The organism is Lysinibacillus sp. CNPSo 3705 (assembly GCF_028674935.1).
Lineage (GTDB): Bacteria > Bacillota > Bacilli > Bacillales_A > Planococcaceae > Lysinibacillus.
This window is the reverse complement of record NZ_JAQZSD010000017.1, coordinates 12,793-24,686: the sequence shown is the minus strand read 5'-3', so window position 1 is coordinate 24,686 and position 11,894 is coordinate 12,793. Positions and strand designations below refer to the sequence as shown.

Annotated in this window: 13 protein-coding genes; 1 reads left to right on the top strand and 12 read right to left on the bottom strand. The window is 38.1% G+C overall.

Going from position 1 to position 11,894, the window contains the following annotated elements:
* Positions 1-166: 166 nt before the first annotated feature.
* The 7 genes from PVA17_RS09570 to PVA17_RS09540 form a co-directional block, all read right to left on the bottom strand.
* Entirely contained in the window at positions 167-1,105 is a 939-nt protein-coding gene (locus PVA17_RS09570) for an SGNH/GDSL hydrolase family protein (protein ID WP_274067561.1), read from the bottom strand.
* 30 nt (positions 1,106-1,135) lie between these two features.
* Positions 1,136-2,365 (bottom strand): aminopeptidase, encoded by a 1,230-nt coding sequence (locus tag PVA17_RS09565; RefSeq protein ID WP_274067560.1) that lies wholly within the window; start codon positions 2,363-2,365, stop codon positions 1,136-1,138.
* A 1-nt stretch (position 2,366) separates the two neighbouring features.
* On the bottom strand, positions 2,367-3,515 hold the full coding sequence (locus tag PVA17_RS09560) for a DEAD/DEAH box helicase (protein ID WP_132363398.1): 1,149 nt from the start codon (positions 3,513-3,515) through the stop codon (positions 2,367-2,369).
* A 249-nt stretch (positions 3,516-3,764) separates the two neighbouring features.
* Positions 3,765-4,466 (bottom strand): cysteate racemase, encoded by a 702-nt coding sequence (gene cuyB, locus PVA17_RS09555; protein ID WP_274067559.1) that lies wholly within the window; start codon positions 4,464-4,466, stop codon positions 3,765-3,767.
* On the bottom strand, positions 4,466-5,695 hold the full coding sequence (locus PVA17_RS09550; RefSeq protein ID WP_274067558.1) for a carboxylate--amine ligase: 1,230 nt from the start codon (positions 5,693-5,695) through the stop codon (positions 4,466-4,468). The genes cuyB and PVA17_RS09550 overlap by 1 nt, the downstream gene beginning before the upstream one ends.
* Positions 5,696-5,815: 120 nt before the next feature.
* The gene (locus PVA17_RS09545) at positions 5,816-6,805 is read right to left on the bottom strand and encodes a C39 family peptidase (protein WP_274067557.1); all 990 of its coding nucleotides are present in this window, start codon (positions 6,803-6,805) and stop codon (positions 5,816-5,818) included.
* Between the two features lie 397 nt (positions 6,806-7,202).
* On the bottom strand, positions 7,203-8,699 hold the full coding sequence (locus PVA17_RS09540; protein ID WP_274067577.1) for a class I adenylate-forming enzyme family protein: 1,497 nt from the start codon (positions 8,697-8,699) through the stop codon (positions 7,203-7,205).
* Between the two features lie 560 nt (positions 8,700-9,259).
* Between PVA17_RS09540 and PVA17_RS09535 the strand changes: the two genes are divergently transcribed.
* Positions 9,260-9,856: a metallophosphoesterase family protein gene (locus tag PVA17_RS09535; protein ID WP_132363406.1), complete on the top strand. Its 597-nt coding sequence runs from the start codon at positions 9,260-9,262 to the stop codon at positions 9,854-9,856.
* Positions 9,857-9,966: 110 nt separating this feature from the next.
* On the opposite strand, the gene PVA17_RS09530 is transcribed toward PVA17_RS09535, so the two are convergent.
* The 5 genes from PVA17_RS09530 to PVA17_RS09510 all read right to left on the bottom strand — a co-directional run bounded on the left by PVA17_RS09530 (position 9,967) and on the right by PVA17_RS09510 (position 11,838).
* Positions 9,967-10,548 carry a DUF305 domain-containing protein gene (locus tag PVA17_RS09530; protein WP_132363408.1) on the bottom strand — a complete coding sequence of 194 codons (582 nt, stop codon included), beginning with the start codon at positions 10,546-10,548 and terminating at the stop codon, positions 9,967-9,969.
* 295 nt (positions 10,549-10,843) lie between these two features.
* Positions 10,844-11,014: a cysteine-rich CWC family protein gene (locus PVA17_RS09525; RefSeq protein WP_274067556.1), complete on the bottom strand. Its 171-nt coding sequence runs from the start codon at positions 11,012-11,014 to the stop codon at positions 10,844-10,846.
* Positions 11,015-11,134: 120 nt separating this feature from the next.
* A complete protein-coding gene (locus tag PVA17_RS09520) occupies positions 11,135-11,332 on the bottom strand; it encodes a gamma-type small acid-soluble spore protein (RefSeq protein WP_132363412.1) in 198 nt (65 codons plus the stop codon).
* Between the two features lie 15 nt (positions 11,333-11,347).
* Positions 11,348-11,560, bottom strand: a complete 213-nt coding sequence (locus PVA17_RS09515; protein ID WP_132363508.1) for a hypothetical protein — start codon at positions 11,558-11,560, stop codon at positions 11,348-11,350.
* Positions 11,561-11,604: 44 nt separating this feature from the next.
* The gene (locus tag PVA17_RS09510) at positions 11,605-11,838 is read right to left on the bottom strand and encodes a hypothetical protein (protein ID WP_274067555.1); all 234 of its coding nucleotides are present in this window, start codon (positions 11,836-11,838) and stop codon (positions 11,605-11,607) included.
* Positions 11,839-11,894 lie beyond the last annotated feature (56 nt).

The window sequence follows — 11,894 nt, the reverse complement described above, 5'->3', positions numbered from 1 at the left end:
GGGAACTAAGGGAGCTGGTTATCCGTCGCCCTGAGGGTTTCTTCCATCGATTCAGTGATTCTTTCCGTCACTACGACAATTCTTTCCGTCGCTCCGACTGTTCTTTCCGTCACTTATAATTTTATAAATATTTAACATAAAAAAGAGCATCACTGTCGATGCCCTGTTACAAATAGTTATGATTAAAACGTGTTGCTCTTACCTTCTCCATAAAAGCAGCGTATCCTGTAAAACCTTGAATGGCACGCGCAGTAGGTTTTGGCTTTTCATTTTCTTGCTCTTTTGCTTTTTGTTTCTGCTCTGCCTTTGCTAGTTGTTCTAATATGTGCTCAAATGACATAGGGTTCGGCTTTGGCAGTTCTCTTGAAGCAATGGCTAGTGCTTTATTTCCGCTATATTCATGTAAAAAAGCATTTGCCATTTGGCGATAGCCTTCAAAATTTGGATGGACGTCAGAGATATTGGGTAAAAAGTTTCTAGCGTTTATCCCAAAAGCATTATAGACGTCTACATAAACTGCTCCAGCATGCTCTGCCTGTTGCTGTAAAATCTTATTTAGCTTTACAAGCTGTGCATTTGTGCCTTCTTTTTGCGTAGCATGAGCGTTTGGATAAGCAAAATAATAGCCCATTACATAGACCTTTGCTTTAGGTGCTCGTACTTTTAACTCTTCTAAAATCTCCGCCATGTTTTTTCTGGCAATGTTTAATGCATAATCCGTTTGTAGCTGTGCAAAAGCTAACGTACCTGCTGTTGGATTGACCTGCACTAGACGCAGTAAATCGTTGGCACCTGCCGAAACAGTAATAAGTGTTGCATTAGCTAGTAAATCACTTGCTTCTTCTGATTGTACTCGTTTCAAGACATCAGTTGTTGTAAAGCCTGGGAAAGCGAGCTCCTTCGTATAGAAATGTAATTGCCCAGTCATTCCTAACTTCATGGCGATTAAATCACTGTAGCCTGTATCAATTTGTTGGTAAGGCGTTTGACCAGCCGCCAAGGAATCTCCAATTGATAGGTAGTTTTCAGTCTGAGCAAAAGCAGATGAAACACCTAATGCCATTATGAGTATAGCTGCACCAATTATGCTTAGTAATCGTTTCATCTGCTCAGCTCCTTTCTTCAAATGAAGAACTTAAAATGCCCAGCTACCTTTACGGAAAATCGGCTCTACAGTTCCATCTGGTAAAATACCGTCAATGTCCATCTCACCGCTGCCAATCATAAAGTCCTCATGTGTTACTGAAATATTGGCACCTAACGCTTCAAGCTGTCCTTTTTCTAAATCTCTTCCACCTTCTAAGCAAGTTGGATAAGCTTCGCCAATCGCTAAATGGTTCGATGCATTTTCGTCAAACAATGTATTAAAATATAAAATCTCCGATGCTGAAATTGGTGATTCATGCGGTACAAGTGCTACCTCACCTAAATAGCAAGAGCCTTCATCTACATTCATAAGCTCTTGTAATAAATCATGGCCTTCCTGTGCTTCAGCCTTAACAATTTTTCCTTCTTCAAATGTAAGTTTAAAGCCATCGATAATATTCCCTTGATAAACTAATGGTTTCGTATTGCTGACATAGCCATTTACACCTTGTTTCATTGGTAAAGTATAAACCTCTTCTGTTGGCATATTAGCAATAAAGATAGTATCATCCGGCGTTTTACTACCTCCAGTAAGCCATTTATGCTGTGGCGCTAAGGCAATTGTTAAGTCAGTACCTGGTGCTGTATAGTGAAGTTTCGCATATTTTTTATTGTTCAGTAGGGCCGCGCGAGATTCTAAATTTGTTACATGTTCACGCCATTTTTCCACAGCATTGCCTTCACCGATACGAACAGTTTTAAAAATAGCTTCCCATAATGCTGGTACTTGTTCCTTAGCCGCTAAGTTTGGGAATACCTTCGATGCCCACTTTGGTGAAGGGACAGCAACGATCGACCAAGCTATTAAATCCTTCATTACGGCGTTACGATAGTTTTTCAGAGCAGCTCCCGATACCTTTTGATGAGTGGCTAGGCGATCTGCTGAAATACCTGCTAATTTATCAGGGTCTGCAGCATCAATCAATAAGAATGCCCCTTTACGTTCGATTACTTCATCACGCATTTTAACTACCCATTCTGGGAAACGATTAAATTCTTCTTCTGAAGCATGCTCAAAGTAAGCACGATCCATTTCATCATCTGAAAAATTAACATGAACACGTCCTGCACCAGCTTTATAAGCCTCTTTTACGACTAAACGAGCGAAATCTAATGCTTCCACGGAAGTATTAACTAATAAGTATTGCCCAGGTTGAATATTGACACCGACTTTTACCGCAAGTTCTGCATATGCTTGTAATTTTTCTTCAAACGTCATATTATTTACCTCGCTTCTGTCCAATTGTTTTTGAATTACCCTCCACTAGCTTGCCTTCATGCCATATTTTCTGTACAGGTTTCGCAGAAATTTCTCTTGTCCATTTTTTGTACGTTTTCTCATCACGATAAGATAATAACGTTAATACTTCACCATCTGCTCCAGCACGACCTGTACGTCCAGAACGATGCAAATACTGCTCAATTGTTCTCGGTACATCAACATGAATAACATGTGTTAAACCTTCAATATCTAAACCGCGTGCAGCAATATCTGTAGCGATTAAAATACGCGCGTCACCTTTACGGAATGCATCTAACGCCTTTTTACGTTCTTCTTTCTTCATGTCAGAATGTAATGTCACAATCGGTGCCGAACGATATTGTAATTTCGTTTCTTTCATTAGCAATTGATCGATATTGTTGACGAAAGCAAGTGCACGTAATCCTTCTGTATGTGATAGTCGACGTAGGAAATCAGTTTTATCTCGTTCCTCTACTTTCACGAAAGAGTGTACAACTTTACCAACCTTTAACATATCCTCAGGTTTAATTTTAAAGCGTACTGGCTCAAACATCATACGACTAGCCACTAATTCAATTTCCTCCGTAATTGTTGCTGAAACAACAACTATTTGTCGCCCATATGCTGACCCTTCGATAAAGGATTTTACGACAACACGATATTCACGACTTAGTAACTGATCGCACTCGTCTAAAATAACTGTTTCAATTTCTTTTAACTTTAGTTTTCCAGCACGCGCTAATTCATTTAATCGGCCAGGTGTACCTACAACGATCGTCGGTTTTTTCTTTAACTTTTCTATTTGACGTGCAGAGTTCGCACCACCAATTAGTTGTTGAACCGTAATATCAGAACCTGCTGTCCATTCACGGATAACCTCTACAATTTGCATTGCTAGCTCCTGTGATGGCGCTACGATAAGTCCTTGTGTTTGTTTTTTTGAACCGTTTACTTTATTTAATAAAGGAAGTACATAAGCTAAAGTCTTCCCCGACCCTGTCGGTGACTCGGCTACAATATCTTTGCCCTCAAGCATTGCTGGAATCATTTCCTCTTGAATTTTCATCGGCTCTTCAAACTTCCATTTTGCTTGTAAATCTTCATTTAATAAATTTATTACTGACATGTAATTTCCCACCTTCTATCTGCTTGACACTAGTTTAACACACTAATCATTTTCCTACTTCATATGTACGTAAACCTTTATATAATCGTTTCAAAAATGGGGCATTCTTAATCTCCCTACAGATAAAAAAATCTGCACGACTCATCACGGGGTTTGCCAGCCTTCAAGCACTTTATATACTTGAGATTTTTTGAAGGTTTACAACTTACCTGCGAAAAGCGTGCAGATTTTATTTGGTTAATACGCTTGTTAATCTACAATTTCATAGCCACATGCTAATATAGCACGTTCTGCTAAAACAATTAATGAGTCGATATATTTGTCACTTAGTTTTAAATCTCGATTGACGATGGATAATTCAGTACATCCCAATACAATACGATCACAGTTAAGGGCAAGCATTGCTTCTTCTATCTGCTGCCAATCCTCCCAAGAGACATCTTTTCCAGCCTTTACATAATCGTAAATAATAGACATGACTTTCTCTTTCATCACATCATCTGGAACAACAGGTGTTATACCAAATTCCTCTAACGCATCTTGATACATGCGTGAGGTTAATGTACCCGTTGTCGCTAAAATCCCTACACGCTCTGCCCCTAAGTCAGAAGCGCGCTTTGCTGTTTCCCTTATCATATGTAAGACGGGAACTGGAGAACCTTCAACTATCTCATCATAAAAGGTATGTGCCGTATTACATGGAATAGCAATCACATTTGCTCCAACAGAAGCAAGCTTTTTAGCATCTGCGACTATTACTGGTACGGGATTTTCTTTCGTACTATCTAAAATAAAGGCTGTACGATCAGGAATATTCGTATCATTATCAATGATTGTATGTAAATGCTCCTGATCTTTCGTTGCCTTCGTACGTCTTACAATCATTTCACCGATAAACATCGTTGCTAGTGGACCAACGCCACCAATTATACCTAAAGTTTGTTTTTTCATTAGTTCGACAGACCTTTGTTGTTAAAATATTTCTTATATTGGCGATAAAAGCTTAAATTATCTAGCGTTATATTTAACCAACGCTTCGCATTCATATCCTTATAATTAAAGATGGAATCCGTAGCCATCCCTTGGCGAATAAGACTTTTTGCTTCAATTACAAGCTGTTCATTTTGTACATATTTAAAGAGAACACCGTTCGGCACAATTGTCCAAAGATGCTTGTTCTGAACATATGTTAGCTGTTTTTTACTTCCGCGGATAAAATCATCCGCAACATATTGCATTAAATTATAGCCACTTGCTGTCACATAATAATTTGAAAGTTCATTATGTAATTCAATACTTAATAACTTATATTGACCGTCACGTTCATCGTACTTCATATCAAATGTGGCAAAGCCTTGGAATTGTATTTCCTCTAGAAACAATTTTACGCGGTCCATTAAGTCTTTATCGTATGCTGTCATGATGGCTACATAGCGACCAATCCCCTCTGGGGAGTGCTCCTCTAAAATTGGGTTACCTACAGATAATAGCTGTACCTTACTATCTTGCCCAACATAAGCATTTACGACGTACATATGAGCATCTTCGCCAGGAATATATTGCTGTACCATTAAATCATCTCGGTATGCCGATTCCTTATAAATGGCATGGAAAATAGCATCCTTTTCGTCGTTATCTTTGGCAATATACACTTTTTTCTTGCCTGGAAAAATACATGTAGCATACTTTGTCATATTCAAAGGTTTAATGACCACTGGATATTCAAAAGGGATAACAAACTCCTCGTAATCATTGACGGTGCAAACATGCATTGCCGGATAGTGGAAGCCGAACTTCGCACAAAGTTCATACATGCTCTCACGCGTTAATAGCTCGTTAGCAAGATTTGCATCCACATAAGGAATTACAAAATACTCTGCTAGCTCCGCTTTATGTTGTACGATTTTTTTTACGTAAAATTCATCGCAGGCTAATAACAGCAATTTTTTACCTGCAAATTCCTCTGCAATTGCCTTTAACGCAATGACAAAACGTTCTTCAACATGGAGTCTTGGAACTTCACGAAATATTAATAAATCACTCTGCTGTATTTTCTCCATATTCGTATGATTTAATGCAAGTGGTTTAACGCCATAGGACTCGTAAAATGCTCTTGCCATGCCGTAAGCATTCATTTCATCTCCTAATAAAACCGGTAAAAAAGCGTGCTCAATGGCCATTCTACTCAACTCACTTTAGCTTTTATTAGGCTCTCACATAACGTGGGGGCATCCCCAGTAACAAGCCTTTTTTACAAGTGTAACATACTTTCCTTGTACGCCTTATAACTCTTCTTTGAATCATTTATGAACGGCTACAGCTTGTTCACCTAACTCTTTATAGCTTTTAAAAAACTGATCCACATTATAAGTGACAAAGCCTTTTAATGGGTCCATAACAACTACTTTATCACCTAAATGCCCAGTTAAAACAACAGCATGCAAGTTCATATACGCGGCATGCGGCACTTTTTCACCTTCATAGATCCAGCCCTTAGCTAGATTTCTTTTTGGCTCTGATAAATCCAATGTCACCCATGTCACAACAGGGACTCCCTCTCGAACAAGCTGTAAAATTTCGTCCTGCGTGGCACCACTCTTATTTGTCACTCGTAAATCTGCTTGTTTATCTGCTATTACTGCCTCTGCGGCTTTGACAATCGGAGCTGCAAAGACATACATACCATGTGCTTTATCACGAGGATTCCCTGCAAAAGCCTGTGTGGGATTTGGACCAAATCGTTGTCCGTCTATAGTTCTAATTTTTTGCTTTGGTAAATAGTTATCAGCCATTTCCAGCTTCGTAACGTCTAGCCCATAATAATTTAATACAGCCGTTAATGATGTTATTTCACAGCCATGTGGTAGTTCAGGTTTTTGCATAACAACTGGTACATCCAGCTCTTGCTCGTCCCTTGAAAAATGTGTCTCCAATCGATAATACGGCTTTGTCGCATCATATGTTAAATTTTCAATTGTCGTATAGCCATCATTTTTCGTACTATTTTCAAGCGTAGTTGCAGCTATAGCATATTTCCGCCCCGCTATTAGCTTCGAAAATAGTGCTTCACCCTCTTCAGAGCCAACTGCATCCTCTACTACCTCACCTGACTCTACATCTGTAGCAGTTATATAAAGGTTAGGTATGGGTGCACCACTATTAAACTCTACCGTTAACACCGTTAATCCTTTGTTTTGTCTTTCCTGCTGCGAAAACGAATGGCAACCCGAAAGCAGTAGCATGATTATCATTAAACCTATTAGTAAAAGGCGTTTATCCCCCGTCCACAAGACAAATTCCGCTCCTATCTTGTTTGAAGACAATTACTTCAATTCTATTATTTCAATTTGTCGCAGACTCTATTATACGCTAATTTCATAGACGTTCCTATTTTTAACTTCTATTAGCGGTTGTCCAAACAATCTAAGAACGTCACGTCCTGTAGTAATTTATCTGTGCGAATGCAAAGCGACAGCAACAACAACGAATGAGTAACCAATTTCATGCAGCCGCCGCTACGATAGCACTACGCTTTGTGCCATAAACATCTGTTGACCTAAAGCCTTGAACACAATTGTGCACCAGGCCTAACCTATTTCCTCTACACAAAAGCATCTCTATATTGTGTGTCTGATTAAGGTATTACTTCGTTTGTTATTTTCATATTTTATCAAACTGTTTTACACGTTATGGCGTACTTACTCTTGGTCGTAATGTATGCTTCAAAACTTTCCCAGAAGCATTACGTGGTAATTCAGTTAAAAATTCAATTTCATGTGGCACTTTATACTTCGCGAGCTGAGTCCGACAATAGGCCAATATCGCCTCTTCATCGGAAGACTTTCCTTCTTTCAATACGACAAATGCTTTCGGAACTTCGCCATATACTTCATGTGGAAAACCGACAACGGCTGCTTCTAAAATTTCTGGCAGTTGATATAAAACCTCTTCAACCTCGATAGGATAAATATTTTCGCCACCTCGAATGATCATATCTTTTTTACGATCAACAATATAGAGATAACCGTCTTCATCAAAACGCCCTAAATCTCCTGAATAGAGCCAACCATCTTTAATGGCTCTAGCTGTTTCTTCAGGATTACGTAAATAACCTTTCATAACTTGTGGTCCTTTGACACAAATTTCTCCTACCTCACCCGCTGGCACCGTTTCACCAAAGCTATCAACAACACGGACGTCCGTTTGGGCTAATGGTTTTCCCACTGATCCAATCTTTGTCAATGCATCAGCATCTAAAAGAGAAGTGGTGGCAGGAGTATTTTCAGTTTGTCCGTACAGGTTTTGTACTTTCACATTAGGAAATGCCTCCTTCACTTGCTTAACAAGCTCATAAGGCATCGGTGCCGCTCCGTAACATAATAAACGTAAATTTTTAAATGTATGTTCCTTAAAGTTAGGTGTATTTAAAATAATTGTATACATTGACGGAACACCAAAGAAAATTGTTGAATCTGTAACGACTAACTGTTCTAATGTGTTAGTCGAAGAAAAAGCCTCTTCTATAACTATTGTACCGCCTTTATAAAACATCGGCATCGCAAATACATGAAGACCTGCACAATGAAATAAAGGCGTACAAATAAACATTCTATCCTCATTGGTCATATCCATTGAGGACGACCATATGTCCGCAGTTGATACAATATTTTGATGAGTTAGCATTACTCCTTTCGGTTTACCCGTCGTCCCAGAAGTATACATAACAACACTAGTATCATGAGGCTCCAATTTGATAGCTTTTCTTTGACCGGGATAGTTTGTAATGACGTCTTTCATTACATCGAGCCCTACAATATGTTGAAACGGATAGCCGATAGTTGCAAGTACATCCTCTAACCTTTCATCATAAATAAGTCCTTTAGCTTCTGAATAATTAAAAATAAATTCGACCTCTGGAGCTGCTAGTTTTGTATTAATGGGCATGACAACATAGCCTGCTAACTGAACACCTATATAAGCGATTAAAAATAAATCTGAGTTGAGCGTATATAATGCAATTACATCATCTTTTTTAAAACCTTGCTCTTGTAAGTATGCAGCGAATGTTTCGGCACTTTTATAAAACTCACTATAGGATAGCTTTGTCCCATCGTAAACTGTTGCAATCCCATTTGGTTGCTGCATAGCATATTTTTGTAGCATATCTGTCATTAACATCGTCATCATAAGCCCCCCATTCATGTCCTTCATAACATGTATAACCGTCTTGAAGATTCAGAAAATTACAATTATATTTTATCAATCTATGAAATTGTTGGCAATTTTTCTACACTTATTAAGGCTCATTTTGTTAAATGCGGAAAAGTTGAATCGAGGGAGACAAATGACTCTTTGAGATTAGCAATTGAGGAATGCAGGCTAAATACATCGCGTCCTATGATAACGCCTTTGTGACCAATAGCTATTGCCCTAAGCGGCTCATCGGACATTCTAGGAAAGCATACAGCTTAGAACGGGAAATCAACTCAACGTTATGGTCATGTACCACATATAATCCATATGTAACTAAATATATTTATACATTTTACTTTTCTATCAATTTCTGTTAGGTGTATGATATTTGTATAATGATTAACTTCTTTCAACAAGTGTCTTTTGAGCGAAAGTGTAGCTTCGAGAGATTACTTGTCAGTAGGTGTCCACATATTTGCTGAAAGAAGTTAAAGCCCGGCAGATGTCACACAATTATGCCGAGGCATAATTAATGAAAGGCATGATTTAAAATGCTGTACGCACTTTTAGGAGATTTACATTCTAATATAGAAGATACTAAGGCGGTTTTAGCCCATATTCAGCAAACTGCGGAAGATGCAAAGGTATTGGGATTAGGTGATTTATACGAATGTACTGTAAGTAAGAAAAAGGCTCAAACAATGTCGGGACTACCCCTACAAAAAGCTGCAATAGTAGAAAATGATTTTGAAAATTTACTAACATTCCCCTCTATTCGTGGCAATCAGGAAGAGCGTATTACACGTGTAACTGGCATTGAACGATTTACACAGTTACCTGAAACTATGGAGATTGATGGTGCAACACTTATGCATGGACATCAATTTAAATGGAGTGTTACTTGGCAACCAACATTTCCGCCATTTACAAAATCGCTTCTTTTCTTCGGGCATAGTCATGAATCAGGTCTTTATCATCGCAATAAAAAGCTACCTATTCGTATTCGCTATGGCCAACCAATCGCATTACAAGAAAAACAATACGGTATCAATGTTGGATCGGTTGTTGATCATCGAGAGTGGTGTCTTTACGATAGTAACAAACGAACAGTAACATTTATGCGCGCACCTTCTGTTGAGAATGCTTGATTATTTTTCATCAAGCGTTTGAGTTTTACTAAAAATACATCGTAGTCATAAAAAAACGCTAAAATCCTTCGACTCTAGCGTTTTTTCACTTTGTAAATGTTCCGTTCAAACTAGCAATTCTCGCAATCCTTTAAAGCATCTAGTAATTTTTCCATTTCGCAAATACGATCGCACATAGTTTGAATCATATTTCGAAGGATTGGTATTAATTCTTGGCAAATACAGAACCTTAAAACATTTTGCGCTAGTCGAACGCCCGCCTGATGGTGAACAATCATTGCTCGCAGGAAGTTTATATTAATATTATTGGAAACTGGCGGTAAACTCATTGCTTGGAACATAGCCGCAGTAATTTCCTTAAAAGCACACATATAATCGTACAATTCACATTCCGAATTTTGTACGATACAGCATCTATTTTGTATCGCTTCGAGGCATTCAACAGTCTCCGTACTTGTTGCTATTATTTCTAACGCGAGATTTTGTACAAGTATATTTGTCGTGTATCGCAAAACATTTTCCGACAATCTAATAGCAGCTACTTGATGCGGTAATATTTGCTTAATAAAATTATCTGAAATACTACATGTAATTGTCACATAGGTCATGCCCTGCATCATTTTATCGAGGATCCTTTGGTTTTCCTCTAAATAAACCTTTGTTACATTACTGAGTAAAACTGTTTTAGTCATTAGACACACTCCTTTCAGAGTAATATATGTCCGATAGGTTGTTGTGCGGTAGACAATTGTACCAACTGATCTCTATTGTTTTGTAACAGCATTAAAATATTTTTAACTTCTTTCTGCGAGTGTTTTCTGTAGTGACAGCAGCATTGTTTATCTTCTGCGCGATAGCGAAGCGGTAGCGGCATTGTTTACCTGCGCGATAGCGAAGCGGCAGCGCAATTATGTCGAGGCGAGGCATAATTGCTTGCACGAAGAACCAACAGAATCGTGGATAGAACTAATAAAATCGTGGATATGTTTAATCTTTTTTGTATGTATCCAAGCACTTTTGACAAATACATTGCTCTTTAGGTACTGCTTGAAGGATTTCTTTAGGGAAACTCTTTGTCATACACCAGCAATCCTTTTGCCCATTTACTACTCCACAATGATTATCTTGTCCACATAACGGGCAACGTTTTTCCTCCATTCGGACACCTCCATACATTTACTTTTCATTGTAAAGTAAAGTGAAGTTTTAATCAGCGATTTTTTCATCCTTACAAAATAAAAAAAGAAGAGTACTTTTTCATACTCCTCCTCAATTAGCTTATTGTTTTTTCCCATGAATCTGTTGCTTTACTTCTTCGACATCTGTATCACTATATATTTCCGTACCAGTCCCACCTCTTTGGGCTAGCAGCTTTTTCACTTCATTATAAGATAATCCACCTTCTGCATTCTTTCTTTTTACTTCATTAATATTTGTTCCAGCAGAAGTAAACTGAGCTTCATTATGATCAGCCATACAAATCCCTACCTTCTATAATTCATCCGGCTGCAATTCAATTAATTCATCGCCTTCTCGTTCTACTCTTTTATTGAGCTCTCTAACCGGTATAGGATCAACCGTTTGCATATCTTCGTGTAAATCGAAAAGACTTATATTATCAGAATCTACCATGTCTGGCTTATCCTTACTCGATAAGTTCATAAACATCTTTTTTTCATGTGGTATGTTTTTTTCTATGTCCATCATTACTCACTCCTTTACTTATAGCATGTGCAGTGTTGGACAAATTATGTGTCTTGCGTTTTCGAGCTTTTATCGATGCGATGATATTCAGATATTTGAATGACCCGAACATGTCTTGTATGCAGCTCATGATACATCCCTCTACTATCTGTAAAGGATATATATTGATCTCGTTCACTGCGAACTAATGCCTCTGCCTTTTCCTGTGATTCTATATGAATAAATCTCCTTACATAATGCAGTTCATCAAAAAAATAAGTAATTTTAAATTCTTTCATCTAAATCTCCTCGATTACTGGATATGGTTTGTTACTGCTTATCATATCCAACTAAC

What these genes read in the sequence shown, in the direction of transcription:
- cuyB (WP_274067559.1), bottom strand. Translation starts at nt 4,466, where the DNA reads ATGAAAAAACAAACTTTAGGTATAATTGGTGGCGTTGGTCCACTAGCA.
- PVA17_RS09530 (WP_132363408.1), bottom strand. Translation starts at nt 10,548, where the DNA reads ATGACTAAAACAGTTTTACTCAGTAATGTAACAAAGGTTTATTTAGAG.
- PVA17_RS09510 (WP_274067555.1), bottom strand. Translation starts at nt 11,838, where the DNA reads ATGAAAGAATTTAAAATTACTTATTTTTTTGATGAACTGCATTATGTA.
- PVA17_RS09535 (WP_132363406.1), top strand. Translation starts at nt 9,260, where the DNA reads ATGCTGTACGCACTTTTAGGAGATTTACATTCTAATATAGAAGATACT.
- PVA17_RS09520 (WP_132363412.1), bottom strand. Translation starts at nt 11,332, where the DNA reads ATGGCTGATCATAATGAAGCTCAGTTTACTTCTGCTGGAACAAATATT.
- PVA17_RS09550 (WP_274067558.1), bottom strand. Translation starts at nt 5,695, where the DNA reads ATGGCCATTGAGCACGCTTTTTTACCGGTTTTATTAGGAGATGAAATG.
- PVA17_RS09540 (WP_274067577.1), bottom strand. Translation starts at nt 8,699, where the DNA reads ATGACGATGTTAATGACAGATATGCTACAAAAATATGCTATGCAGCAA.
- PVA17_RS09525 (WP_274067556.1), bottom strand. Translation starts at nt 11,014, where the DNA reads ATGGAGGAAAAACGTTGCCCGTTATGTGGACAAGATAATCATTGTGGA.
- PVA17_RS09570 (WP_274067561.1), bottom strand. Translation starts at nt 1,105, where the DNA reads ATGAAACGATTACTAAGCATAATTGGTGCAGCTATACTCATAATGGCA.
- PVA17_RS09515 (WP_132363508.1), bottom strand. Translation starts at nt 11,560, where the DNA reads ATGGACATAGAAAAAAACATACCACATGAAAAAAAGATGTTTATGAAC.
- PVA17_RS09565 (WP_274067560.1), bottom strand. Translation starts at nt 2,365, where the DNA reads ATGACGTTTGAAGAAAAATTACAAGCATATGCAGAACTTGCGGTAAAA.
- PVA17_RS09560 (WP_132363398.1), bottom strand. Translation starts at nt 3,515, where the DNA reads ATGTCAGTAATAAATTTATTAAATGAAGATTTACAAGCAAAATGGAAG.